Source organism: Candidatus Symbiopectobacterium sp. NZEC127, from assembly GCF_025962675.1.
Classification (GTDB): domain Bacteria; phylum Pseudomonadota; class Gammaproteobacteria; order Enterobacterales; family Enterobacteriaceae; genus Symbiopectobacterium.
Genome location: NZ_JAGFPG010000001.1, coordinates 1,771,716 through 1,796,610, shown reverse-complemented (window position 1 = coordinate 1,796,610; position 24,895 = coordinate 1,771,716). Strand labels below are relative to the sequence as shown.

General features: G+C 55.2%; 20 protein-coding genes. 16 read left to right on the top strand and 4 right to left on the bottom strand.

From position 1 onward, the window contains the following. Positions 1 to 230: 230 nt before the first annotated feature. Positions 231 to 830 (bottom strand): 5'-deoxynucleotidase, encoded by a 600-nt coding sequence (yfbR, locus tag J5069_RS08300; RefSeq protein WP_264643362.1) that lies wholly within the window; start codon positions 828 to 830, stop codon positions 231 to 233. A gap of 124 nt (positions 831 to 954) precedes the next feature. Next, positions 955 to 2,169, bottom strand: coding sequence for a pyridoxal phosphate-dependent aminotransferase (locus J5069_RS08295; RefSeq protein ID WP_264643771.1), 1,215 nt, complete (start codon positions 2,167 to 2,169; stop codon positions 955 to 957). A gap of 490 nt (positions 2,170 to 2,659) precedes the next feature. On the opposite strand from J5069_RS08295, the gene J5069_RS08290 reads away from it, so the two are divergent. The 16 genes from J5069_RS08290 to tssK all read left to right on the top strand — a co-directional run bounded on the left by J5069_RS08290 (position 2,660) and on the right by tssK (position 21,665). Then, entirely contained in the window at positions 2,660 to 3,619 is a 960-nt protein-coding gene (locus tag J5069_RS08290) for a LysR family transcriptional regulator (RefSeq protein WP_264643361.1), read from the top strand. A gap of 653 nt (positions 3,620 to 4,272) precedes the next feature. Then, complete coding sequence (locus J5069_RS08285) at positions 4,273 to 4,716, top strand: NADH-quinone oxidoreductase subunit A (RefSeq protein ID WP_222157561.1); 444 nt, start codon at positions 4,273 to 4,275, stop codon at positions 4,714 to 4,716. Positions 4,717 to 4,733: 17 nt separating this feature from the next. Further along, positions 4,734 to 5,408, top strand: a complete 675-nt coding sequence (locus tag J5069_RS08280) for a NuoB/complex I 20 kDa subunit family protein (RefSeq protein ID WP_222157560.1) — start codon at positions 4,734 to 4,736, stop codon at positions 5,406 to 5,408. Between the two features lie 112 nt (positions 5,409 to 5,520). Continuing rightward, on the top strand, positions 5,521 to 7,320 hold the full coding sequence (gene nuoC, locus J5069_RS08275; protein ID WP_264643360.1) for an NADH-quinone oxidoreductase subunit C/D: 1,800 nt from the start codon (positions 5,521 to 5,523) through the stop codon (positions 7,318 to 7,320). A 2-nt stretch (positions 7,321 to 7,322) separates the two neighbouring features. Next, positions 7,323 to 7,856, top strand: coding sequence for an NADH-quinone oxidoreductase subunit NuoE (nuoE, locus tag J5069_RS08270; RefSeq protein ID WP_222157558.1), 534 nt, complete (start codon positions 7,323 to 7,325; stop codon positions 7,854 to 7,856). Next, on the top strand, positions 7,853 to 9,202 hold the full coding sequence (gene nuoF / locus J5069_RS08265) for an NADH-quinone oxidoreductase subunit NuoF (RefSeq protein ID WP_264643359.1): 1,350 nt from the start codon (positions 7,853 to 7,855) through the stop codon (positions 9,200 to 9,202). The genes nuoE and nuoF overlap by 4 nt, the downstream gene beginning before the upstream one ends. A 117-nt stretch (positions 9,203 to 9,319) precedes the next feature. Further along, complete coding sequence (nuoG, locus tag J5069_RS08260; protein WP_264643358.1) at positions 9,320 to 12,046, top strand: NADH-quinone oxidoreductase subunit NuoG; 2,727 nt, start codon at positions 9,320 to 9,322, stop codon at positions 12,044 to 12,046. Beyond that, the gene (gene nuoH, locus J5069_RS08255) at positions 12,043 to 13,020 is read left to right on the top strand and encodes an NADH-quinone oxidoreductase subunit NuoH (RefSeq protein WP_264643357.1); all 978 of its coding nucleotides are present in this window, start codon (positions 12,043 to 12,045) and stop codon (positions 13,018 to 13,020) included. Before nuoG ends, nuoH begins: the two co-directional genes overlap by 4 nt. Positions 13,021 to 13,033: 13 nt before the next feature. Continuing rightward, entirely contained in the window at positions 13,034 to 13,576 is a 543-nt protein-coding gene (nuoI, locus tag J5069_RS08250; RefSeq protein ID WP_222157554.1) for an NADH-quinone oxidoreductase subunit NuoI, read from the top strand. Between the two features lie 10 nt (positions 13,577 to 13,586). Then, positions 13,587 to 14,132 (top strand): NADH-quinone oxidoreductase subunit J, encoded by a 546-nt coding sequence (gene nuoJ, locus J5069_RS08245; protein WP_264643356.1) that lies wholly within the window; start codon positions 13,587 to 13,589, stop codon positions 14,130 to 14,132. Next, positions 14,129 to 14,431, top strand: a complete 303-nt coding sequence (nuoK, locus tag J5069_RS08240; protein WP_264643355.1) for an NADH-quinone oxidoreductase subunit NuoK — start codon at positions 14,129 to 14,131, stop codon at positions 14,429 to 14,431. The genes nuoJ and nuoK overlap by 4 nt, the downstream gene beginning before the upstream one ends. Further along, complete coding sequence (gene nuoL / locus J5069_RS08235; RefSeq protein ID WP_264643354.1) at positions 14,428 to 16,278, top strand: NADH-quinone oxidoreductase subunit L; 1,851 nt, start codon at positions 14,428 to 14,430, stop codon at positions 16,276 to 16,278. Before nuoK ends, nuoL begins: the two co-directional genes overlap by 4 nt. A 144-nt stretch (positions 16,279 to 16,422) precedes the next feature. Beyond that, the gene (gene nuoM, locus J5069_RS08230) at positions 16,423 to 17,958 is read left to right on the top strand and encodes an NADH-quinone oxidoreductase subunit M (protein ID WP_264643353.1); all 1,536 of its coding nucleotides are present in this window, start codon (positions 16,423 to 16,425) and stop codon (positions 17,956 to 17,958) included. 6 nt (positions 17,959 to 17,964) lie between these two features. Continuing rightward, positions 17,965 to 19,422, top strand: a complete 1,458-nt coding sequence (nuoN, locus tag J5069_RS08225) for an NADH-quinone oxidoreductase subunit NuoN (protein ID WP_264643352.1) — start codon at positions 17,965 to 17,967, stop codon at positions 19,420 to 19,422. Between the two features lie 190 nt (positions 19,423 to 19,612). After that, the gene (gene elaB / locus J5069_RS08220) at positions 19,613 to 19,924 is read left to right on the top strand and encodes a stress response protein ElaB (protein ID WP_264643351.1); all 312 of its coding nucleotides are present in this window, start codon (positions 19,613 to 19,615) and stop codon (positions 19,922 to 19,924) included. Positions 19,925 to 20,339: 415 nt separating this feature from the next. Beyond that, the gene (gene tssK, locus J5069_RS08215; protein WP_264643350.1) at positions 20,340 to 21,665 is read left to right on the top strand and encodes a type VI secretion system baseplate subunit TssK; all 1,326 of its coding nucleotides are present in this window, start codon (positions 20,340 to 20,342) and stop codon (positions 21,663 to 21,665) included. Positions 21,666 to 21,682: 17 nt separating this feature from the next. Here the strand turns inward: tssK and treC are convergent, their stop codons facing one another. Both treC and treB read right to left on the bottom strand, forming a co-directional pair. Then, positions 21,683 to 23,353 carry an alpha,alpha-phosphotrehalase gene (gene treC / locus J5069_RS08210; RefSeq protein ID WP_264643349.1) on the bottom strand — a complete coding sequence of 557 codons (1,671 nt, stop codon included), beginning with the start codon at positions 23,351 to 23,353 and terminating at the stop codon, positions 21,683 to 21,685. A 47-nt stretch (positions 23,354 to 23,400) separates the two neighbouring features. Continuing rightward, positions 23,401 to 24,819 (bottom strand): PTS trehalose transporter subunit IIBC, encoded by a 1,419-nt coding sequence (gene treB / locus J5069_RS08205; RefSeq protein ID WP_264643348.1) that lies wholly within the window; start codon positions 24,817 to 24,819, stop codon positions 23,401 to 23,403. Between the last annotated feature and the right edge of the window lie 76 nt (positions 24,820 to 24,895).

Below are 24,895 nucleotides of genomic sequence, written 5' to 3'. Positions count from 1 at the left end.
GGAGCGCGTCGCTGATGGCCCGAATAGCGGACACGGGTGCCGAGGGAACCGCGTAGCGGCACAATTTCTTGCGAAAAGCCAGGGGCCATGGGGCGACGGCGATTGAGCCGCCCCATGTCGGGCGCGTGCACCTTGGTGTACAGAGAATCACGCGAGCTTTCGCGCACGAAACCTTAACAGCACGAACAGAAATACCGATATCAACGCCAGCGTTGCACGCTGATAATAACTTACAGGGTGGAACCCTGACTAATCTCATCCAGCGACAGGCTAAAACTCGGAATAAATATTTCCATAAAGTAGTCCATCTCCGGACTTTGGCGCTGTTGCAGCGTCTTTTCCAGTCGGGTTTTGGCAAGGGCGAACTCGCTGTTACCGGCTGAAAGCTCTTCAAGACATTTCAGGTAGGCGCACAGGGCATCCGCCTGTTTGACGATGGCGTGCTCTTCTTCGCTACAGCAACTGTCGTCAATCAGTTGGCGATAATCCTGCTGTAATTCGGGCGGCAACATGGCAATCAGGCTGCGCTGCGCCAGTTTTTCAATCTTCTTATACTCATGGGCGATCTGCGCATTGAAATATTTGATAGGGGTCGGCATGTCCCCGGTCAACACCTCGCTGGCATCATGATACATCGCCAGCATCCCAATGCGTTCTGCATTCAGGTTGCCGTTGAATTTTCGGTTTTTGATCACCGCCAGCGCGTGAGCAACAAACGCCACCTGAAGGCTGTGCTCAGACACGTTTTCGGTGCGCACGTTGCGCATCAGCGGCCAGCGGCTAATCAGTTTCAAGCGGGATAAGTGGGCGAAAAAGTGACTCTGATTCATCGTGTTCTCTCAGACGGCAGCACCATAGTGGGTTATTGTGGCCGCTCTCGGGAAGGATGTAAACCGGGGGAAAGCCGCCAGCGCGTCATGAAACATGACGCGCTGGCGTGATGCAAGCAAGGGGTTACTGATGGTAGTGCGACAGGAAACGGCCCAGCTTGTGGATAGCGGAATCCAGTTCATCTACGCGCGGCAGCGTGACGATACGCACGTGGTCCGGATGCGGCCAGTTAAACGCGGTGCCTTGCACCAACAGCACTTTTTCTTGCAGCAGCAGATCCAACACCATTTTTTGGTCGTCGTGGATATTGAAACGCTTGGCGTCGATACGCGGGAACATGTAGAGCGCCCCCTGCGGTTTGACACAAGAGACACCGGGGATCTGGTTGATCAGTTCCCAGGCGCGCAGACGCTGCTCATACAAGCGTCCACCGGGGTGGATGAACTCGCTGATGCTCTGATACCCGCCCAGCGCGGTCTGAATAGCGTGTTGCATCGGCACGTTGGCACACAGACGCATTGACGCCAGCATTTCCAAGCCTTCGATATAGCCTTTGGCGTGCTTTTTCGGACCGTTAAGTGCCATCCAGCCCTGACGAAATCCGGCCACACGGTAGGTTTTAGATAAACCGTTAAAGGTCACCGTCAGCAGATCCGGTGCCAGCGCGGCGATGGAGTGGTGCTGCGCCTCGTCGTACAGGATTTTGTCGTAGATCTCGTCAGCAAAAATAATCAGGCTGTGCTGGCGTGCAATTTCCACGATCTCCATCAGCAGTTCTTTGCTGTAGACGGCACCGGTAGGGTTGTTGGGGTTGATGATCACGATGCCGCGCGTGCGGGGCGTGATCTTGCTGCGAATGTCGTCCAGATCGGGGAACCATCCGGCTTCTTCATCACACAGATAGTGCACCGCATGCCCGCTGGATAGCGAGACTGCGGCGGTCCACAGCGGATAATCCGGTGCAGGAACCAACATCTCGTCGCCGGTGTTAAGCAAAGCTTGCATAGATTGCACGATCAGCTCGGAGACGCCGTTGCCGATATAGACATCTTCCAGCGTCATTTCACGCATTCCGCGCGCCTGATAATGCTGCACAATGGCCTTACGCGCGGAATAAAGTCCTTTAGAATCGCAATAACCCTGCGCGGTAGGTAAATTACGAATGACATCGACCAGAATTTCATCCGGTGCATCGAAACCAAATGGCGCAGGATTGCCGATGTTCAGTTTGAGTACTTTATTTCCTTCCTCTTCGAGACGCTTGGCTTCTTTTAGCACCGGGCCGCGAATGTCATAGCAAACATTATCCAGCTTTTTAGACTTCTCAATGGGAGACATCATAGATAGAGCGAACCTTTTTCAGGAAAAGCGTATTTCGCGATGAAATAGCATAACCTGCCTAATGTACTCCTGTGTTTACCCCTTTTGAAGAATGATCGTCGATTTTAGTGCAATGCTGCGGGCGGCTGCACTGTTATTGTGCATTTATATCCCCTTCGCATTGCGCTAATCCCTTTTTGAAAAAAGGGAGATAAAGCATCCTGTGCGCCTTTCTTTTCGTCAGGCTATTTATTCGGAGCGTGAAAATATAATTTCCAGTATAAAGACGGAGCGGTTGTTTTTTTTCCGAGGGGAGAATGATCCCGACACTATTTGGTGGGGGCGTTAGCTGCTGGGTGAAAAGGCGATAATGGTAACGAAACGTGAGTATTTTTTTGCCCTAATCGAACGACTGCGATACTGTCTCAACATGTATTGTTATTAGCGATACATGTAATAAAACACCAGGAATGTTTGTTAAATACTAAAATAGATAAGTGAAAATCGTATGGCCAATGCAAATCGATCGGTACTCAATCTTGATCTCGATCTACTCAGAACGTTTGTAGCGGTAGCGGATTTGAACACTTTCGCCGCCGCCGCCGTGGCGGTTTGCCGCACGCAATCTGCGGTGAGCCAACAGATGCAACGACTGGAACAACTGGTAGGGAAAGAGCTGTTTGCCCGCCACGGTCGTAACAAATTGCTGACAGAACACGGCGTGCAGTTTCTGGGTTATGCCCGCAAGATCCTGCAATTTAACGATGAAGCCTGCACCTCGCTGATGTACAGCGACATGCTCGGCACACTGGCGATCGGCGCATGTGAAGATACGGCAGATAACATTTTGCCTACGCTTCTGCATCGCGTGACCACGCTGTTTCCCAAACTGACCATTGACGTTAGCGTAAAGCCTAGTCCAGAACTGCACAGTATGCTGGAAAAAAAAGCGATTGATTTGGCCATCACTACCATGTCGAGCGATAGCGCTGAGCAAATTTTGCTGCGCACCTCGCCGACCATGTGGTATTGCGCGGCGGATTATCGCTTTCGCCAGGACGAACCCGTGTCGCTGGTGTTGCTGGATGAACCCAGCAATTTCCGCACATTGGCGATCACCTTGCTCAATGAGGCGGGGATCCCCTGGCGTATTGCCTATGTCGCGTCAACGCTTCCGGCCGTGCGTGCTGCGGTGAAGGCCGGGTTAGGGGTGACGGTGCGAACTGTTGAGATGATGAACCCGGAATTGAGAGTATTGGGTACGGCAGATGGATTGCCGGTACTTCCCGATACGCAATATTTTTTGTGCAAACGCCTGCAAGAAAGCAACACCTTGGCCGATGCCATTTTCAATGTGGTAGAGTCCGGCCACTACTATCGCGGTACGCTGCTCTCTGGAGCCTCAGCCAGCGATGATAGCAGCGCAAGCGAGGGGGATGCGGCGCTGAAAAACGCCCTGTTTATGTAATTCAGAACGTGGCACGCGTTCATACGGGTATGGCGTAGTAGCAGGACGCCGTCATGGCTATGCCCGTTTTTTACTCCCTTATGATTATCCCACTTCGTGATTATTCCCATTCACTCGCGTTCCTCTTATCGTTACTCCTCGCGCTTTCTAAGGTTTTGTATTTTATGAAAAGCTGTTTCTTATTTTTCAAATGAATGTTGCAAACTTTCAGCTGTTAACATTGCCGCTGACAATTGGGTTTTTTTACTAACTAAATTGACAAAAATGTGTGTTGGATCAAAAAATAACCCTATTAACGCTAAGGGGGACCGGGTTTTCCGCACGAAAATGGTATAGTGCTTGTGCATTATCACCTATCCTTTAGCTAGCAGGTTGTTAACAATTGCACCCGCCAGAGCCAGACTGACTCGATTTAGCTAAAGTGTGAAAAGTGAAATGTTAACAAAACAGCGTGCATGTTAAGTTCTGTACTGTTATTTTTAGTAAGGTTGAAAAAAGGTTACAAAATAAAGGACGCAACCACTGCAAAAGCGCTTAACGGAGATGTTTTCCGCACTGTTTGCAGGGTGATTATCCTTCCTTTTAATCGATGTGACGCATTAACTGCCAGTAGAGCAGGTGTTCAACGTCACTTTTGATGAGTAAGCAAGAGTATGTCAACAACGACTGAAATCCTCGCCCATCACTGGGCATTTGCGCTATTCGTTATCATTGCCGTCGGCCTGTGCGGTTTCATGCTGCTGGGCGGGTTCCTGCTAGGCGGGAGAGCCAGGGCAAGGGCAAAGAACGTTCCCTATGAATCCGGGATTGACTCGGTTGGCTCTGCGCGCATGCGCCTGTCCGCCAAGTTCTATCTGGTTGCCATGTTTTTCGTTATTTTCGACGTTGAAGCCCTGTATCTCTATGCCTGGGCCGTTTCCATTCGGGAAAGCGGCTGGCTGGGCTTCATCGAAGCTGCCATTTTCATTTTGGTGTTGTTGGCGGGGTTGGTCTACCTGGTCCGAATCGGCGCGCTCGACTGGACGCCGACGCGTTCAAAACGGCAGGTTATCAAGTCTGACTTTCCGGTTAACACTACCAACACTCATCCGCAGTAACAGCGAGGCACTTTAAGATGGACTATACGCTCACCCGCATAGAGCCGGACGGTGAGAATGACCGTTATCCCCTGCAACGCCAGGAGATCGTTACCGATCCTCTGGAACAGCATGTTCACCGCAGTGTCTTCATGGGAAACCTGGAGCATGCCTTACATGACACGGTCAACTGGGGGCGCAAGAATTCACTGTGGCCCTACAACTTCGGTCTTTCCTGTTGCTATGTGGAAATGGTGACCTCGTTCACCGCCGTGCATGACGTGGCGCGCTTTGGTTCTGAAGTATTACGTGCTTCGCCGCGTCAGGCTGACTTCATGGTAGTGGCCGGAACCTGTTTCACCAAAATGGCCCCGGTGATTCAGCGCCTGTATGAACAGATGCTGGAGCCGAAATGGGTGATTTCCATGGGGGCGTGCGCCAACTCCGGCGGCATGTACGACATCTACTCAGTGGTGCAGGGCGTCGATAAATTCCTGCCGGTGGATGTGTATATCCCGGGCTGCCCGCCGCGTCCTGAAGCGTACATGCAAGCGCTGTTGCTGCTCAAAGAGTCTATTGGTCAAGAGCGCCGCCCTCTGTCATGGGTGGTGGGAGAGCAGGGCGTGTATCGCGCCAACATGCAATCCGAGCGCGAACGCAAACGCGAAGAGCGTATTGCGGTGACGAACCTGCGTTCGCCCGACGAGATTTAATCTGTTAATGGCAAGCAGATTGGCTGCGTAATACTACTCTCACAGAGTAGCAAGATAATAAACGGCAGCCGCACCATTAACAGAATGGCAAAATTACCGTGGTGACATATTTATGACAGATTTAACGACGCACGACCTCGCGCAGCCGGCCTGGGCTACCCGCGATCACCGGGATGATCCCGTCGTTGGCGAGCTGTGTAACCGTTTTGGACCCGAAGCCTTTACCGTGCAGGCAACCCGTACCGGGATGCCGGTTGTATGGGTAAAGCGTGAGCAATTACTGGACGTTGTCACGTTCCTGAAAAAACTGCCCAAACCCTATGTGATGCTGTTCGATCTGCACGGGGTTGATGAGCGCCTGCGCACTCACCGTGACGGCTTGCCTGCCGCAGACTACTCCGTCTTCTATCACTTCATCTCTATTGAACGTAATCGCGACATCATGATCAAGGTGCCATTGTCTGAAAATGACCTGCGCCTGCCGACCATGGTGAAACTGTTCCCCAACGCCAACTGGTATGAGCGTGAAGTGTGGGACATGTTCGGTATTACGTTTGACGGGCACCCGCACCTGACGCGCATCATGATGCCGCAGACGTGGGAAGGGCACCCGCTGCGCAAAGACTACCCGGCGCGCGCCACCGAATTCGATCCCTTTGTGCTGACCAAGCAGAAAGAAGATCTGGAGATGGAATCCCTGACCTTCAAGCCTGAAGACTGGGGCATGAAGCGCGGGACGGAAAACGAAGATTTCATGTTCCTTAACCTCGGACCGAACCACCCCTCATCACACGGGGCGTTCCGCATCATCCTGCAACTGGACGGTGAAGAGGTTGTCGATTGTATTCCTGATGTTGGCTATCACCACCGCGGCGCGGAGAAGATGGGCGAGCGCCAGTCCTGGCACAGCTATATCCCGTATACCGACCGTATCGAATACCTGGGCGGCTGCGTCAATGAAATGCCCTACGTGTTGGCCGTCGAGAAACTGGCAGGGATCGTGGTGCCGGAACGTGTGAACGTTATCCGCGTCATGCTCTCAGAGCTGTTCAGAATAAACAGCCACCTGCTCTACATCAGTACCTTTATTCAAGACGTCGGTGCCATGACGCCGGTCTTTTTTGCCTTTACCGATCGCCAGAAAATTTATGATTTGGTGGAAGCCATCACCGGTTTCCGTATGCACCCGGCCTGGTTCCGTATCGGCGGCGTAGCACACGACCTGCCGCGCGGCTGGGAACGTCTGCTGCGTGAGTTCCTGGACTGGATGCCCAAGCGTCTGGATACCTATGTAACGGCGGCGCTGAAAAACACTATCCTGAAAGGACGTACGCAAGGCGTGGCGGCGTACAACGCCAAGGAAGCGCTGGAGTGGGGCGTCACCGGGGCGGGGTTGCGCGCTACCGGCGTGGCGTTTGACGTGCGTAAATGGCGTCCGTACTCCGGCTATGAAAACTTCGACTTTGAAGTCCCGGTCGGCGACGGCATCAGTGACTGCTATGCCCGTGTGATGCTGAAAGTGGAAGAGCTGCGTCAGAGCCTGCGGATTCTGGAGCAGTGCCTGAACAACATGCCGGAAGGCCCGTTCAAAGCCGATCATCCGCTGACCACGCCGCCACCGAAAGAGCGCACGTTGCAGCACATCGAAACGCTGATCAACCACTTCCTCCAGGTTTCCTGGGGGCCGGTGATGCCGCAAAACGAGTCGTTCCAGATGGTCGAGGCGACAAAAGGCATCAACAGTTATTACCTGACCAGCGACGGCGGCACCATGAGCTACCGTACCCGTATTCGCACCCCGAGCTACGCACACTTGCAGCAGATCCCTTCCGTGATTCGCGGTTGTCTGGTGTCTGACCTGATCGTGTACCTCGGGAGTATTGATTTCGTTATGTCAGATGTGGATCGCTAATTATGCATGATCAAGACACTCAACAACCTATTAACGCCGCAGCCGATGCCGCGCCGAACGAGTCTGTTTTTGTATTGAGCGACGCTGAGCGCGATGCCATCGAGCATGAGAAACATCACTACGAAGATGCGCGCGCGGCGTCCATCGAAGCGTTGAAAATTGTCCAGAAGCATCGTGGCTGGGTGCCGGATGGCGCTATCCATGCCATTGCCGACATTCTGGGAATTCCGGCCAGCGATGTGGAAGGCGTGGCGACGTTTTACAGCCAGATTTTCCGTCAACCGGTCGGACGGCACGTGATTCGCTATTGCGACAGCGTGGTGTGCTATATCAACGGTTTTCAGGGTGTGCAGGCGGCGCTGGAACGAAAACTGAAGATCAAGCCCGGTCAAACCACCTTTGATGGCCGTTTTACCCTGTTGCCGACCTGCTGCCTGGGCAACTGTGACAAAGGCCCGTCGATGATGATCGATGAGGATACGCACAGTCATGTCAAGCCTGACGATATCGATTCGCTATTGGAGCCGTATCAATGAGTATGAACAGGATTTTGACGCCCGAACAGCATCCGCTGACCTGGCGTCTGCGCGATGACAAGCAGCCGGTATGGCTCGACGAATACCGCGCCAAGAATGGCTACGCGGCGGCGCAGAAAGCGCTCAGCGGCATGGCGCAGGACGAAGTGGTCAGTCTGGTAAAAGACGCCGGCCTGAAAGGGCGCGGCGGTGCAGGCTTCTCCACCGGTCTGAAATGGAGCCTGATGCCGAAAGACGAAAGCATGAACATCCGCTATCTGCTGTGTAACGCGGATGAGATGGAGCCGGGCACCTACAAAGACCGCTTGCTGATGGAAGAACTGCCGCACCTGCTGGTGGAAGGTATGCTGATCAGCGCGTTCGCGCTCAAGGCGTATCGCGGCTATATCTTCCTGCGTGGCGAATACGTGGAAGCTGCGGTTAACCTGCGTCGCGCTATCGAAGAAGCCAAACAGGCGGGCCTGCTCGGTAAAAATATTCTCGGCAGTGGATTCGATTTCGAGCTGTTCGTGCACACCGGTGCCGGACGCTATATCTGTGGTGAAGAGACCGCGCTGATCAACTCGCTGGAAGGCCGTCGCGCGAATCCGCGCTCCAAGCCGCCGTTCCCGGCTTCCGCCGGTGCATGGGGCAAGCCGACCTGCGTGAACAACGTGGAAACCCTGTGTAACGTGCCTGCGATCATCGCGCACGGCGCCGAATGGTATCAGGGATTGTCTGCTGGTAAGAGTAAAGATGCTGGCACCAAGCTGATGGGGTTCTCTGGCCGTGTGAAAAATCCCGGTCTGTGGGAACTGCCGTTTGGCACCACGGCGCGCGAGATTTTGGAAGACTACGCGGGCGGCATGCGCGATGGGCTTAAATTTAAAGCCTGGCAGCCGGGCGGTGCAGGTACCGATTTTCTCACCGAGGCTCACCTCGATCTGCCGATGGATTTCGAGCATATCGCCAAGGCAGGCAGCCGTCTCGGCACCGCGCTGGCAATGGCGGTGGATCACGAGATCAATATGGTGGGGCTGACCCGCAATCTGGAAGAGTTCTTTGCCCGTGAATCCTGTGGCTGGTGTACGCCGTGCCGCGACGGTTTACCGTGGAGCGTGAAGATCCTGCGTGCGCTGGAGCGAGGCGAAGGGCAACCCGGCGATATCGAAACGCTGGAACAGCTGTGCCGCTTCCTCGGGCCGGGCAACACCTTCTGCGCCCATGCACCAGGTGCCGTTGAGCCGCTGCAAAGTGCTATCAAGTATTTCCGTGACGAATTTGAAGCGGGCATTGCGCCGCAATATCTGGGAAATACCAAAGCGATTGGCGGTATTCAGCCGAACCTGCTGAAAGAGCGTTGGTAATCAAGCCGACAATAACAGGAGACGAAGCACGTCTCCGCTGGCGGATAGCCTGCTCTTATTACAGAATTTTTGATTAGCGCCTGTGGCAACACGGGCCATTATGGAAGCATGCTGACTATGGCTACGATTCATGTAGACGGCAAAGAGTATGAGGTGAACGGCTCGGACAACCTGCTAGAGGCTTGTCTGACGCTGGGGCTTGATATTCCTTACTTTTGCTGGCATCCCGCGCTGGGTAGCGTCGGTTCCTGCCGCCTCTGCGCGGTGAAGCAGTACCAGAATGCGGAGGACACGCGTGGCCGTCTGGTCATGTCCTGTATGACCCCCGCAACCGATGGCGCATTTATCGCCATCGACGATGAGGAAGCCAAACTGTTCCGTAAAACCATCGTCGAATTCCTGATGACCAACCACCCGCACGACTGCCCGGTCTGCGAAGAGGGTGGCAACTGTCATTTGCAGGATATGACGGTGATGACGGGACACAACTTCCGTCGCTATCGCTTTACCAAACGTACTCACCGCAATCAGGATTTGGGGCCGTTTATCTCGCATGAGATGAACCGCTGCATCGCCTGCTATCGCTGTGTGCGTTACTACAAGGACTATGCCGGTGGCACCGATCTGGGCGTGTATGGTGCCCATGACAACGTCTACTTTGGCCGTCCTGAAGATGGCGTGTTGGAAAGCGAGTTTTCCGGCAACCTGGTCGAAGTGTGTCCGACCGGGGTGTTCACCGATAAAACCCACTCTGCGCGCTACAACCGCAAATGGGATATGCAGTTTGCGCCCAGCGTTTGCCAGCAGTGCAGCGTCGGATGTAACACCAGTCCGGGCGAGCGTTACGGCGAGCTGCGTCGTATCGAAAACCGTTATAACGGCAGTGTGAATCACTATTTCCTGTGTGACCGCGGCCGCTTTGGCTACGGCTATGTCAACGCGAAAGATCGTCCGCGTCAGCCGATGCAGCGTCGTGGCGATGACTGGATTGCCCTCAACGCCGAACAGGCGCTGCAAGGGGCGGCGGATGTGCTGCGTCAGTCAAAACGCGTCATCGGCATCGGTTCTCCGCGCGCCAGCGTGGAAAGCAACTTTGCGCTGCGTGAGCTGGTGGGGGCGGAAAGCTTCTACACCGGTATTGCCCACGCTGAGCAGGCGCGTCTACAACTGATCCTCAACGTGTTGCGCGACAGCGGTGTACGTACGCCGATGCTGCGTGATATCGAAAGCTATGACGCCGTGTTGGTGCTGGGTGAAGATTTGACCCAAACCGGCGCGCGCATCGCGCTGGCAGTACGTCAGGCGGTGAAGGGTAAAGCACGTGAAATGGCAGCGGCGCAAAAAGTGGCCGACTGGCAGATTGCGGCCATTCTCAACATCGGCCAGCACGCCAAGCACCCGCTGTTTATGACGTCGGTGGATAAAACCCGTCTGGATGACATTGCGGCCTGGAACTACCGTGCACCGGTAGAGGATCAGGCACGCCTTGGCTTCGCCATTGCCCATGCATTGGATGAAAATGCCCCGGCAGTCACCGATTTGGATGCCTCGCTGGCACCGAAAATCGATGTTATCGTGCAGGCGCTGGCAGGGGCGAAAAAGCCGCTGATTATCTCCGGCACCCATTCTGGCAGCGAAGCGATTATCGAAGCGGCCGCCAACGTGGCGAAAGCGCTCAAACAACGCGGTTCTGATGTCGGTGTGACTTTTGTTGCCTCCGCCGCGAACAGCATTGGCCTGTCAATGATCGGCGGCGGTTCGTTGGACGATGCGCTGGCGCAGTTGGAGAGCGGTGCCGCCGATAGCGTGGTGGTGCTGGAAAACGATCTTTATCGCCACGCTCCGCAGGCACGTGTGGATGCGGCGCTGGCTAAAGCCACCAACCTGATCGTGCTGGATCATCAGCGCACCGCGATCATGGACAACGCGTCGTTGATCCTCCCGGCTGCCAGCTTTGCTGAAAGTGACGGTACGCTGGTCAATCAGGAAGGCCGCGCTCAGCGCTTCTTCCAGGTGTACGATCCGGCCTACTACGATAACAGCGTGGTGATGCTGGAAAGCTGGCGCTGGTTGCATTCGCTGGCGACCACCTACCAGAGCCGTAAGATCGATTGGACGCAACTGGACCACGTTATCGATGCCTGTGTGGCCGCGTTGCCGCAGTTGGCAGGCGTCAAAGACGCTGCGCCGGATGCCAATTTCCGCATCAACGGGCAGAAACTGGCGCGTTCGCCAAACCGCTCCAGTGGTCGTACGTCCATGCGCGCCAACATCAGCGTGCATGAACCACGTCAGCCACAAGACAAAGACACCATGTTCGCCTTCTCGATGGAAGGGAACAACAGCCCGACGGCCGCGCGCCAGCAGATTCCGTTTGCCTGGTCTCCCGGTTGGAACTCCCCGCAGGCGTGGAACAAATTCCAGGACGAAGTGGGCGGTCATCTGCGCCACGGCGATCCGGGTGTGCGTTTGATCGAAGCGGGCGAAGGCAAGCTAGGTTACTTCGACGCCATTCCGGCAGCGTTTAACGCACAGCCGGGGCAATGGCGCGTCGCACCTTACTACCACCTGTTCGGCAGTGAAGAGATGACACAGCGCTCTACGGTTATTCAACAACGTATGGATGAAGCTTACGTGATGGTCAGTCTTGCTGATGCGGCGCTGCTGGGCGTTAACGCAGGCGCGCTACTTGAGCTGCGCTGTCAGGGGCAGACCCTGCGTCTGCCGCTGCGCCTGAGCGACGCTCTGCGTCAGGGACAGGTCGGATTGCCGTTAGGGTTCCCAGGTATTGCGCCGTCGCTGGCAGGGGCAACCATTGAAAGTCTGCGGGAGGCTGCACAATGAGCTGGTTAACACCGGAGGTTATGGATACCTTGATCGCCGTCGGCAAAGCCGTGGTGATCCTGCTGGTGGTGGTCACCTGCGGCGCATTCATGAGTATGGGCGAACGTCGTCTTCTTGGGCTGTTCCAGGGGCGTTACGGACCCAACCGTGTGGGCTGGGGCGGCTCGTTGCAGCTGGTCGCGGACATGATCAAGATGTTCTTCAAAGAGGACTGGGTGCCGCGCTTTACCGACCGCGTGATTTTCACGTTGGCACCGGTAATTGCCTTTACCTCGCTGCTGCTCTCTTTTGCCATCGTGCCGGTCACCCCGACCTGGGGCGTGGCCGATTTAAACATCGGCCTGCTGTTCTTCCTGATGATGGCGGGGCTGGCGGTATACGCCGTGCTGTTCGCCGGTTGGGCGAGCGGTAACAAATACTCCCTGCTGGGGGCGGTGCGTGCATCCGCACAAACGCTGAGCTACGAAGTGTTTCTCGGTTTGTCGCTGATGGGCGTGGTGGCACAGGCGGGCTCGTTCAACATGCGCGATATCGTCGAATCTCAGGCGCATTTGTGGAACGTGATCCCGCAGTTCTTCGGCTTTCTGACCTTTGCCATCGCCGGTGTGGCGGTGTGTCACCGTCATCCTTTCGACCAACCGGAAGCGGAACAGGAACTGGCGGATGGTTACCACATCGAATATTCCGGTATGAAGTTCGGTCTGTTCTTCGTCGGTGAATATATCGGTATCGTGACCGTATCGGCGCTGATGGTAACGCTGTTCTTCGGTGGCTGGCATGGCCCGCTGTTACCGCCTTTCGTCTGGTTTGCGCTGAAAACCGGTTTCTTCATGATGATGTTCATCCTGATCCGTGCTTCGTTGCCGCGTCCGCGCTATGACCAGGTGATGACCTTCGGGTGGACCGTCTGTTTGCCGTTAACGCTGCTCAATCTGCTGGCGACGGCGGCCGTGATTTTGTACAACGCACACTAAAGGGAACTGAACCATGAAGATAAAAGACATTGTGGTTGGTTTCGGTACCCAGGTACGCAGTATCTGTATGGTCGGGTCCAACGCCTTTAAAAAGCGTGAAACCAAAATGTATCCGGAAGAGCCGGTTAACCCACCACCACGCTACCGTGGCCGTATTGTGCTGACGCGCGATCCGGATGGTGAGGAGCGCTGTGTGGCTTGTAACCTGTGCGCCGTGGCCTGTCCGGTCGGCTGTATCTCGTTGCAGAAAGCGGAAATGAAGGATGGCCGTTGGTATCCCGAGTTTTTCCGCATTAACTTCTCGCGCTGCATTTTCTGCGGGTTCTGCGAAGAAGCGTGCCCGACCACCGCGATTCAGCTGACGCCGGATTTTGAAATGGGCGAGTACAAGCGCCAGGATCTGGTGTACGAGAAACAAGATCTGTTGATCTCTGGGCCCGGTAAATACCCGGAATACAACTTCTACCGGATGGCGGGCATGGCTATCGATGGGAAAGAGAAGGGCGACGCCGAAAACGAAGCCAAACCCATTGATGTCAAAGGCCTGTTGCCCTAAGGAGCCGAGCATGGAATTCGCGTTTTATGTATCGGGGTTAATCGCCATTCTGGCGACCATACGTGTGATTACCCACACTAACCCCGTACATGCATTGTTGTATTTAATCGTCTCACTGCTGGCTATCTCCGGCGTATTTTTCTCGCTGGGGGCCTATTTCGCCGGTGCGGTGGAAATCATCGTTTATGCCGGTGCCATCATGGTGCTGTTCGTGTTCGTGGTGATGATGCTGAACTTGAATAGCGTAGACCAACAGGAAAGTGCCTGGTTGAAACCGAGCGTGTGGATTGGCCCGGCGTTGCTGGCTTTGGTTCTGCTGCTTGTCGTGGTGCGCGCCATTTTCAGTATCAGCAGCGCGGAAATTGCAGGGAACATGATTGATGCCAAAGCCGTTGGCATCACGCTGTTTGGACCTTATGTGTTGGCGGTGGAGTTGGCCTCTATGCTGCTGCTGGCCGGGCTGGTGGTAGCGTTCCACGTGGGACGTGAGGACAAGATGGTCGATAGCCAGGCTAAAGAAGAGACCGAGAAGAAACTGGCGGAGGAGCGTGCATGATCCCGTTACAACATGGGTTAGCTTTGGCTGCCATTTTATTTTTTCTCGGCCTGACGGGCCTGATTATTCGGCGTAACTTGTTGTTTATGCTGATTAGTCTGGAAGTAATGATCAATGCCGCCGCGCTGGCGTTTGTGGTTGCCGGCAGCTATTGGGGGCAAGCGGATGGGCAGGTGATGTATGTTCTGGCGATCACGCTGGCGGCAGCGGAAGCCAGTATCGGTCTGGCGCTGTTGCTCCAGATGTATCGCCGTCGTCATACCCTGAATATCGATACTGTCAGTGAGATGCGCGGATGAACTTACTCTACTTAACCATACTATTCCCGCTGCTCGGCTTTTTGCTGTTGGCATTTTCACGCGGTCGCTGGTCGGAAAACACCGCCGCTACCGTGGGCGTGGGGTCTATCGGGTTGGCCGCATTGACCACCTGCTGGGTCGCGATTGATTTCTTTGCGCAGCACCATGAAGGCGGCGTGACCTTTTTCAATCAACATCTGTGGACCTGGATGGCAGTAGGCAACTTTGACATTGCCTTCCGCTTGGCGCTGGATGGTCTGTCTCTCACCATGTTGTCGGTGGTGACGGGCGTTGGCTTCTTTATCCATCTGTTTGCCTCCTGGTATATGCGCGGTGAAGAGGGCTACTCCCGTTTCTTCGCTTACACCAACCTGTTTATTGCCAGCATGGTGATTCTGGTGTTGGCGGATAACCTGCTGCTGATGTACCTCGGCTGGGAAGGGGTAGGGCTGTGCAGCTATCTGCTGATCGGTTTCTACTACACCAATCCGAAGAACGGTGCGGCGGCGATGAAAGCCTTCGTGGTGACGCGCGTCGGTGACGTGTTCCTGGCCTTTGCGCTGTTTATCCTGTTCAAAGAGTTGGGCACGCTCAATTTCCGCGAGCTGATGGTGTTGGCACCGCAGAAACTGGCAGAAGGGTCTCCGGCGATTACCTGGGCAACGCTGATGTTGCTGGGCGGCGCGGTGGGTAAATCTGCCCAGTTGCCGCTGCAAACCTGGCTGGCGGATGCGATGGCGGGCCCGACACCGGTTTCTGCGCTGATTCACGCGGCCACCATGGTGACCGCGGGGGTTTACCTGATTGCCCGTACCAACGGTTTGTTCCTGATGGCACCGGATGTGCTGCATCTGGTGGGCGTTGTCGGTGCTGTGACGCTGGTGCTGGCAGGGTTTGCCGCGCTGGTGCAAAGCGACATCAAACGCGTGTTGGCCTACTCCACCATGAGCCAGATTGGTTACATGTTCCTGGCGTTGGGCGTGCAGGCGTGGGACGCGGCGATTTTTCACCTGATGACGCACGCCTTCTTTAAAGCGTTGCTGTTCCTGGCCTCCGGCTCGGTGATTCTCGCCTGCCATCACGAACAGAACATCTTCAAGATGGGCGGGCTGCGTAAAACCATTCCACTGGTGTACGTCAGCTTCCTGATTGGCGGCTCGGCGCTGGCGGCGCTGCCGTTGATCACCGCAGGTTTCTTCAGTAAAGATGAAATTCTGGCGGGTGCCTGGGCTAACGGCCATATGGATCTGATGATGGCGGGGCTGGCCGGGGCGTTTATGACGTCGCTGTACACCTTCCGCATGATCTTTATCGTGTTCCACGGCGAAGCGAAGACCAAAGCGCACGCAGGTAAAGGGCTGTCTCACCACATTCCGTTGCTGGTGCTGATGGTGCTCTCAACCTTCGTCGGGGCGCTGATTGTGCCGCCGTTGCACGGCGTGCTGCCGCAGACCACGGAACTCGGCCATGACCGTACCTTGACGCTGGAAATCGCGTCTGGCGTGGTGGCGATTGCCGGTATTTTGCTGGCTGCCGTGCTGTGGCTGGGTAAACGCCAGTTCGTGACCAGCGTAGCGCAGAGTGCACCGGGTCGCTTCTTCTCCACCTGGTGGTTCCATGCCTGGGGATTTGACTGGCTGTATGACAAAGTCTTCGTACAACCGTATCTGGCGATTGCCAAACTGCTACAGCACGACCCGTTGAACGCGATGATGGGTTTGCCTGCCGTGGTGGTGCGTTGGGGCAACAAAGGGTTGACCGTCAGTCAGAATGGTCAACTGCGCTGGTATGTTGCGTCAATGGGCATAGGGGCGGTTGTGGTGCTGGCATTGTTACAGTTTATCTGATGGCCTGTTTTTTGATGAAACAGTGCCGTGAGATAAACGCGATGAAAGACACGCAGTAATGATGCGCAGGGGCGGGAGGCCAATAATAATGGCTTCCGCCACAGCAAGTTTTCAGATTTCTTAAAATTAGGGACGCAAAACGCCATGCTACTACCTTGGCTAATACTTCTCCCCTTTATCGGCGGCCTGCTGTGCTGGCAGCTCGAGCGCTTCGGCACCCGCGTGCCGCGCTGGATCGCACTGATATCGATGGGGTTAACGCTGGTGCTGTCGCTGCTGCTTTGGTCGCAGGGCGGGTACTCTTTAACGGCGCAGGCTGATGTGCCGCTGTGGCAGTCTGAATACAACGTGTCGTGGATCCCGCGCTTCGGTATCGGTATTCACCTGGCACTGGACGGGTTGTCGCTGCTGATGGTGGTGCTGACCGGTCTGCTGGGGGTGTTGGCAATCCTGTGTTCGTGGAATGAAATCCAACGTTATCAGGGCTTCTTCCACCTCAACCTGCTGTGGATCCTGGGTGGCGTGATTGGCGTGTTCCTGGCGATCGACATGTTCCTGTTCTTCTTCTTCTGGGAGATGATGCTGGTGCCGATGTATTTCCTCATCGCACTGTGGGGACACAAAGGTTCCGATGGGAAAACGCGTATTACCGCGGCCACCAAGTTCTTTATCTACACCCAGGCCAGCGGCCTGATCATGCTGATCGCCATTCTGGCGTTGGTGTTTGTGCATCACGATGCCACCGGGGTATGGACCTTCAGCTACACCGATCTGCTGCACACGCCGATGTCGCGCGGCGTGGAATACATGCTGATGCTGGGCTTCTTTATCGCCTTTGCGGTGAAGATGCCAGTGGTGCCGCTGCACGGCTGGTTGCCGGATGCGCACAGTCAGGCACCGACGGCGGGTTCCGTCGACCTGGCGGGTATCTTGCTGAAAACGGCAGCCTACGGTCTGCTGCGTTTCAGCCTGCCGCTGTTCCCGAATGCCTCCCATGAATTTGCCCCCATCGCGATGTGGCTGGGCGTTATCGGTATCTTCTACGGCGCCTGGATGGCGTTTATGCAGACCGACATCAAGCGCCTGATTGCCTACACCTCGGTGTCTCACATGGGCTTTGTGATGATCGCCATCTACTCCGGTAGCCATCTGGCTTATCAGGGGGCGGTCATTCAGATGATTGCGCACGGGCTTTCTGCGGCCGGTCTGTTTATTCTGTGCGGCCAGTTGTATGAGCGTCTGCATACGCGCGATCTGCGCCAGATGGGCGGTTTGTGGGCACGCATTCGTTTCTTGCCCGCGCTGTCGCTGTTCTTCGCGGTGGCGACGCTGGGGATGCCGGGTACCGGCAACTTCGTGGGCGAGTTCATGATTCTGTTCGGTAGCTATCCTGTCGTGCCGGTGATTACCGTGATTTCGACCTTTGGTCTGGTGTTCGCCTCCGTCTACTCGCTGGTGATGATGCAACGCGCTTACTACGGCACACCAAAATCCGAGGAGAAACTGCCGGGGATGTCCACCCGTGAATTGTCGATGGTGATGTTGCTGGTGGTATTGCTGGTGCTGCTCGGGTTGTTCCCGCAGACCATCCTGAATACGTCTGATGCGGCAATGGCTAATATTCAGCATTGGTTTATGTCATCAGTGACTGATTCAACACTTTCAACGACAAGGCCGTAATTCGCCATGACAATAACTCTTCAACACCTGGTCGCGCTTCTGCCGCTGTTAATCGTCGGTTTGACCGCCGTGGTTGTGATGCTGTGCATTGCGTGGCGACGCAACCATTTCTTCAATGCCACTGTCACGGTGATCGGTCTTAACATTGCGTTGGTCTCACTGATTCTGGTGGGTAACGCCGGGCCGATGGACGTGACGCCGCTGCTGCGGGTAGACGGTTTTTCGATGTTCTACACCGCGCTGGTGCTGCTTGCCAGTTTGGCGACCTGCACGTTCGCTTACCCGTGGCTGGAAGGCTATCCGGATAACCGCGACGAGTTTTATCTGCTGGTGGCGATTGCCGCACTGGGCGGTGTTCTGTTGGCGAGCGCTAACCATTTGGCATCGCTGTTCATCGGTATTGAGCTTATCTCCCTGCCGCTGTTTGGTCTGGTGAGCTATGCCTTTCGTCAGCGTCGCTCACTGGAAGCGGGCATCAAGTACATGCTGCTTTCTGCTGCCGCCTCTTCCTTCCTGCTGTTTGGGATGGCGCTGGTGTATGCTGATTCGGGCAGCCTGAGCTTTGCCAGCCTGGGCGCACGTATGGCCGATCGCACGCTGCACGAGCCGCTGCTGCTGGCCGGTCTCGGCATGATGATCGTCGGTTTAGGGTTCAAACTCTCGCTGGTGCCGTTTCACCTGTGGACGCCGGACGTGTATCAAGGTGCGCCAGCGCCGGTCTCGACCTTCCTGGCGACCGCCAGCAAGATCGCCATTTTTGGTGCTGTGATGCGTTTGTTCCTGTATGCACCGATGGTGGACAGTGACTCGGTCAGAACCGCGCTGGGTGTGATTGCGTTTGCCTCCATCCTGTTTGGTAACCTGATGGCCGTCACGCAAAGCAACGTCAAGCGTCTGCTCGGTTACTCTTCCATTGCGCACCTCGGTTACCTGCTGGTAGCGCTGATAGCGGTGCAAACTCACCAGTTGGCGTTGGAAACCGTCGGCGTCTATCTGGCGGGTTATCTGTTCAGCAGTCTGGGCGCTTTTGGCGTCGTCAGCCTGATGTCCAGCCCGTACCGCGGTCCAGATGCGGATTCTCTGTTCTCTTATCGCGGACTGTTCTGGCACAAGCCGATTCTGTCTGCGGTAATGACGGTGATGATGCTCTCTCTGGCCGGTATCCCGATGACGCTCGGCTTCTTCGGCAAATTCTATGTGCTGGCCGTGGGCGTTGATGCCAAGCTGTGGTGGCTGACAGGCGCGGTGGTGGTGGGGAGTGCTATCGGCCTCTACTACTATCTGCGCGTGTTGGTGAGCCTGTATCTCACCGCACCGCAAGAACGTCAGCGTGATACGCCCAATAACTGGGCGCTGACCGCAGGCGGCGTGGTGGTACTGATTTCCGCCATCGCGGTGTTGCTGCTGGGTCTCTATCCGCAGCCGTTGATTTCACTGGTACAGATGGCGCGGCCGCTGATGTAATGCATTAGCGTTGCGCTATAACGCCGTCGCAGCTGTTACCGGTTGCGGCGGCTTTTTTCTGCGCGTCATGTTGGTCTGATAGCCGCCTTTATTGCTATTTTCGGAATGGTCTGTGGCCATCGAGGTCCTAAGGTGCCAAGAACTTGACTATAGTTAATCTACCGTTGTGTGAAATAACATGGAGTAGATTATGGCTGATAAAAAACAACCGACTGAAGATATTCGTATTGAAGACGATGCTAAATTATTAGCAGATACGTTGGATGATATATTGCGTTATTCTGGCGACAGTGCTGATGAGGCCTATATAAAGTTAAAGAAAAATGCGGAAAATGCCCTATTGGAAGTTAAATCGAGATTAGGTATATCCGACAGTTATTATGCCAAGGCAAAACAAGTCGCAAATCGTGCGGATGGTTATGTGCATAAAAAGCCATGGCACAGTGTCGGTGTGGGCGCATCGATAGGGATCGTGCTTGGCCTGCTGCTGGCGCGCCGCTAACGTTATTTTTCAACGAGGTACGGTGATAATGTGATTATTACCGTGCTGTTTTTTCGCCTTTGTTAATACGCTGACTATTTTCAAGGAAATATTATCTCGCTGTTATTATATCACGCCGACTCATCGAATAAATCCGTTACTTGTTTATCGGCGCTAAATATCTTTGCAATAAGCGAAGATTCTCATTTATTTTCTCAGTGGGTAAATTTGTTTCTTCCTGGCTAGCATATCTGCTACTGTGTTGCCGTCATTAACGTTACTCTTACCTGTAAATAATATCACTAACGGATAAGTGCATTACTGCTTTGGTGCGGGGCTGATGCGGGTATTATCATCACACACTTCAGTTGAGATACTCTGCGGTACAAACCGGCATTGCCAGAATGCATGAAGATATTGAGGAGCACCGTCAAGCATGAAGACGCCAAGGCCTCGATGGAACAGAGGCACCTTGTTTTCTTCCCGGCCACCTCTGTTTACCTCGGCGCGCAACAAACTTAGCCGCAAATACTTATTACCTCAATCACTGTCAAATGCGTGGGGTGTTGAAGCGCTGCAACTTGATGAAGAGGCAATGCAACATCAGTCATTAACGTTAAAGCAACTGCGCCTTTGTCTGCCCGATGGCTCTCGGATTGACACCGCCGGTGTGTCAGCGCTTTGCTGCGCAATACCGCTGGAACAACATCTGGCACAACGGCAGCAACAGGTGGATGTGCTGCTGGCGGTCCCTGCCAACGAGCACCCGCGTAATCTGTTACCTCATCGTTGTCGTGCGCAGGAACCGACTGCATTAGCCTATCCAGTCAGAACATCGGGTAGAGAATCCAGCGAAAGCGGTGTGCCCGCAAGCCGCGCGATCCGTGTGCGCTTTAGCGTTGATGAGAACCATGGTTATCAAACCTATCCCTTTGCGCGACTTAATCGTAACGCGCAAGGGCGCTGGGAAATCGATTCCTCGTTCATTCCACCGCTGCTGACGTTTTCCGCCTCACCGATGCTGGTAGCGCTGTCGAAGAAACTGTTGTTACGTTCACGCATGAAACGTCGCCTGCTGGCGCTGCGCCATGAACCACCGGAGCAAAATGGACAGCCCGATATCCCGCGGTTTTGGCTGCTGAATGTGCTAAATCGCTACGAGTCTGTGCTGAGTGAGGTCAGTCTGGCGACAGCGTTGCATCCGGAATTGGTCTATCGCGAGCTGGTTAAACTCGCCGGGCCGTTGTTGCCCTATACGCAGGCGTGGAGCTCGGCTGATATTCCACGCTATGATCATTCCCGGCTTGGCGACGTGTTCCCGTCTCTCTTTTCACTGCTCAGTGCGTTACTTGAAACCTGTTTGCCTGCACGGGCCGTGGGGATAGCGCTGATGCGTGAAAAGGATCACCTGTGGGTCGGGCAGTTGCCGCCGCATAATCTGGACTCTGTCTCCGGAATTTATCTGCTGGCGCGCTCTTCCTGGCCTTCACACCGGCTGCGCGCACATATCATGACACAGTGTGAGGTTGGGACGCGGCATGCCGTCCATGCGCGTAAAGCGGCGGTGGATCAGGGCAAAGCGCTACAACCCGTTAGCCACATTCCTGCGGCGATCCCGCTGAATTGGGAAAACCTCTGTTTTGTGGTCGACCTTGAACATTCCGGCGTGCAGGATGCGCTGGCTTCCGGGCATTGTGCTATCTCGGTGCCCGATCACGGCGGTGATTTAACGCTGAAGCTGTTCGCCGTGATGAAGGAGTGAGCCGCGGCCTTCCCCCCTCAGAGTTCGGTGTCAGACAGCCAATAAATGGCTTCGTAAGGGCGCAGCGTCAGTGACGCCGGGTGTACGGGCGGGTCATCATAGTTGCTCAGCAGCAGACGCCAGCCCTGTAGGGGAGGCAGAGTCGGCAGCGTGTAATACTGCATGTCCCGGCTGAGGTTGGCGAGCACCAGCAACTGTTGTCCCTGCCAGCGGCGGCGATAGAACCAGATGCGTGGATGCTCAGGGTCCAGGTCTTGATAGTCGCCATAGGTCAGCAGTGGAAGCGCTTTACGCAAGGCGATCAACCGTTGATAGGTGTAAAACACCGAGTGCGGATCGGCAAGTGCCTGCGCAACATTGATCTCCGCGTAACCTGTGCCGGGGGAGATCCAGGGGGTACCTGAGGTAAAGCCAGCAGACGGCGCCGCTGACCACTGCATCGGGCTGCGCCCATTATCGCGTGATTTGTGGGCAAGAATGCGCAACACCTGCGCTGGCGTTTCACCGTTGGCGAGACGTTCCGCGTAGACATTCAGGCTTTCGATATCGCGATAGTGCTCAAGGGTGTTATAACCGGGGTTGGTCATGCCGATCTCTTCCCCCTGATAAATATAGGGGGTGCCCTGCATACCGTGCAGCACCATCGCCAGCATTTTGGCCGACGGAGTGCGATAGTCGCCCTCATCGCCAAAACGAGAAACGATGCGTGGCTGATCGTGATTACACCAGAACAGCGCACTCCACGCTTTATTATGCATACCGCGCTGCCAGCGATTGAACAGTGCCTTTAACTGAACAAAATCGGGGGCTGCCAACGTCCATTTTTCCCCACCGGGGTAATCCACCTTTAAATGATGGAAGTTGAACGTCATCGACAGCGCATTGCCCGACAGCGGCGCATAGTGCAGGCACTGTTCAAGGGTGGTCGAGGACATTTCACCGACAGTCATTAGCCCGCGCGGTGAAAATACGGCGCGGTTGAATTCATGGAGAAACTCCACCATGCGTGGCCCATCAGTGTAATAACGTCGGCCGTCCCCTTCGCTGTCTGAAGGGAAGTCCTGCTGTTTTGACACCAGATTGATCACATCCAGACGCAGGCCATCCACCCCTTTGTCAGCCCAAAAGTGGCAGACCGCCTGCAACGCCTCACGCACCGGCGCGTGCTCCCAGTTCAAATCTGCCTGTTCTGGTGCGAACAGGTGCAGGTAATGTTGCTGGCTGGGGGCGTGCCACTGCCAGGCGCTGCCGCCGAATTTTGAACGCCAGTTGTTGGGCGGCGTGGTTTCCGTTCCCGCGCGCCAGCAGTAAAAAGCGCGATAGTCGCTGTCGGGCGTTTGGGCCTGCACAAACCAGGGATGCTGGGTAGAGGTATGGTTAAACACCATATCCATAATGATGCGTATGCCGCGCCCGTGCGCTTGCGCGATCAGCGCTTCCATATCGTCCATCGTGCCATAGGCGGGGTCGATGTCGCAGTAGTCGGCAACGTCGTAGCCATTATCCACCTGCGGCGAGGGATATACTGGCGTAAGCCACAGCGCATCGACGCCTAACTGTTGCAGATACGCCAGGCGCGAAATGATGCCTTGCAGATCGCCAGTGCCAGAACCGGTGCTGTCCTGAAAACTTTTGGGATAGATTTGATAGATGACGCCCGTGCGCCACCAGGGAAGCGGTGCTGTCATGCCATTGCCTGTTTATGCTTTATTTATACGCTAGTTATAGGACGCAATTACCCATTGGGCAATGCGCCCAGCCGTTGTTTCCGTCGGTACATCGTGGTGGTCAGTATCACGGGTATCACGACCGCAATCGCCATGGCGACCAGATACACGCTCCAAAATGAGGGCTTGATAGACAGAATACCGGGTAAGCCACCGACGCCAATGCCGTTGGCCATCACGCCGCTAACGCCGCACAACAGTGCCGCCAGCGCCGAGCCAATCATGGCACACAGCATGGGAAAACCGTATTTGAGATTGATACCGTACATGGCGGGTTCTGCCACGCCCAACATAGCGGAAATCGCCGCTGGCACGGAGGTTTCCCGTTCATTCACCTTGCGACTGATCAGCATAATGCCAATCACCGCAGAACCCTGGGCAATGTTTGACAGGGCGATCAGCGGCCAAACCGGGGTGTGTCCCATACTTTGGATCATTTGCAAATCGATAGCCAACGTCGTCTGATGTACGCCGGTAATCACCAGTAGCGCATAGAGAAAGCCAAACAGCGCGGCACCGACTGGAGCAAAGCTGCCGGTCATCACGCTTGCGATCGCCCAGGCGATACCATCGCCAATGCTGCGCCCAACCGGGCCTATCACCGTGTGCGCCAGAAAGACTGCCAGCAGCAGCGACAACACCGGGACGCTCACCAGATGCAGCGAAGCCGGTATCCATTTTTTAAGACGTAGCTCAATCATTGCCAGCGCAATACCGGCCAGCAGGGAAGGAATAACCTGCGCCTGATAGCCGATACGCTGTATCGTGAACCCGCCGAAGTCCCACACCGCCGGTATTTGCTGACCGATAGAATAGGCATTCATCAACTGAGGTGAAACGAGTGTGATGCCGAGAATAATGCCCAGCACCGGTGTGCCACCCATTTTTTTCACCGCCGACCAGCAAATTGCCACGGGCAGATAGTAGAAGATGGCCTCGCCCAGTAGCCAGAGGAAATCATAGATCGTGTGGCAAATTGGACTACGCTCGATCAGCGACTGACCGTCAATCAGTGGAATGTCCCCGATAACGTTGCGCACGCCGAGGATCAAACCGCCACTGATCAAGGCGGGCAACAGCGGGTAGAAGATCTCTGCGAAATGTGAAATGGCCCGTTCCCACAGTGACATCCGGTGGTGCATGGCGTGCGGGGTGGTTTCCTCACTTTCAGGGGCTTTACCGATGGCGGCCTGTAATGCCTGGTAATAGGCCTCAACGTCAGTACCGATGACGATTTGGCATTGGTCGCCATGGGTAAAACACCCTTTGACCATGGAAAGCGTTTTGATGCCGTCGATGTTGGCCTGTTCGGGGTGTTGTAATACCAGGCGTAATCGAGTGATACAGTGCGTGAGCGTGACAATGTTCTGTCTCCCTCCGAGCTGCTTAATCAGGTCTTCAATCGTTTGTGGCGGTACCTTGCTCATTTCTCTACCCTTTTCTTTGTATGGGGCGAAGTGGTGGATCAAGGATAGGCAACGATGCGTCGGTAATCGCCGATGA

What these genes read in the sequence shown, in the direction of transcription:
- yfbR (WP_264643362.1), bottom strand. Translation starts at nt 830, where the DNA reads ATGAATCAGAGTCACTTTTTCGCCCACTTATCCCGCTTGAAACTGATT.
- J5069_RS08295 (WP_264643771.1), bottom strand. Translation starts at nt 2,169, where the DNA reads ATGTCTCCCATTGAGAAGTCTAAAAAGCTGGATAATGTTTGCTATGAC.
- J5069_RS08290 (WP_264643361.1), top strand. Translation starts at nt 2,660, where the DNA reads ATGGCCAATGCAAATCGATCGGTACTCAATCTTGATCTCGATCTACTC.
- J5069_RS08285 (WP_222157561.1), top strand. Translation starts at nt 4,273, where the DNA reads ATGTCAACAACGACTGAAATCCTCGCCCATCACTGGGCATTTGCGCTA.
- J5069_RS08280 (WP_222157560.1), top strand. Translation starts at nt 4,734, where the DNA reads ATGGACTATACGCTCACCCGCATAGAGCCGGACGGTGAGAATGACCGT.
- nuoC (WP_264643360.1), top strand. Translation starts at nt 5,521, where the DNA reads ATGACAGATTTAACGACGCACGACCTCGCGCAGCCGGCCTGGGCTACC.
- nuoE (WP_222157558.1), top strand. Translation starts at nt 7,323, where the DNA reads ATGCATGATCAAGACACTCAACAACCTATTAACGCCGCAGCCGATGCC.
- nuoF (WP_264643359.1), top strand. Translation starts at nt 7,853, where the DNA reads ATGAGTATGAACAGGATTTTGACGCCCGAACAGCATCCGCTGACCTGG.
- nuoG (WP_264643358.1), top strand. Translation starts at nt 9,320, where the DNA reads ATGGCTACGATTCATGTAGACGGCAAAGAGTATGAGGTGAACGGCTCG.
- nuoH (WP_264643357.1), top strand. Translation starts at nt 12,043, where the DNA reads ATGAGCTGGTTAACACCGGAGGTTATGGATACCTTGATCGCCGTCGGC.
- nuoI (WP_222157554.1), top strand. Translation starts at nt 13,034, where the DNA reads ATGAAGATAAAAGACATTGTGGTTGGTTTCGGTACCCAGGTACGCAGT.
- nuoJ (WP_264643356.1), top strand. Translation starts at nt 13,587, where the DNA reads ATGGAATTCGCGTTTTATGTATCGGGGTTAATCGCCATTCTGGCGACC.
- nuoK (WP_264643355.1), top strand. Translation starts at nt 14,129, where the DNA reads ATGATCCCGTTACAACATGGGTTAGCTTTGGCTGCCATTTTATTTTTT.
- nuoL (WP_264643354.1), top strand. Translation starts at nt 14,428, where the DNA reads ATGAACTTACTCTACTTAACCATACTATTCCCGCTGCTCGGCTTTTTG.
- nuoM (WP_264643353.1), top strand. Translation starts at nt 16,423, where the DNA reads ATGCTACTACCTTGGCTAATACTTCTCCCCTTTATCGGCGGCCTGCTG.
- nuoN (WP_264643352.1), top strand. Translation starts at nt 17,965, where the DNA reads ATGACAATAACTCTTCAACACCTGGTCGCGCTTCTGCCGCTGTTAATC.
- elaB (WP_264643351.1), top strand. Translation starts at nt 19,613, where the DNA reads ATGGCTGATAAAAAACAACCGACTGAAGATATTCGTATTGAAGACGAT.
- tssK (WP_264643350.1), top strand. Translation starts at nt 20,340, where the DNA reads ATGAAGACGCCAAGGCCTCGATGGAACAGAGGCACCTTGTTTTCTTCC.
- treC (WP_264643349.1), bottom strand. Translation starts at nt 23,353, where the DNA reads ATGACAGCACCGCTTCCCTGGTGGCGCACGGGCGTCATCTATCAAATC.
- treB (WP_264643348.1), bottom strand. Translation starts at nt 24,819, where the DNA reads ATGAGCAAGGTACCGCCACAAACGATTGAAGACCTGATTAAGCAGCTC.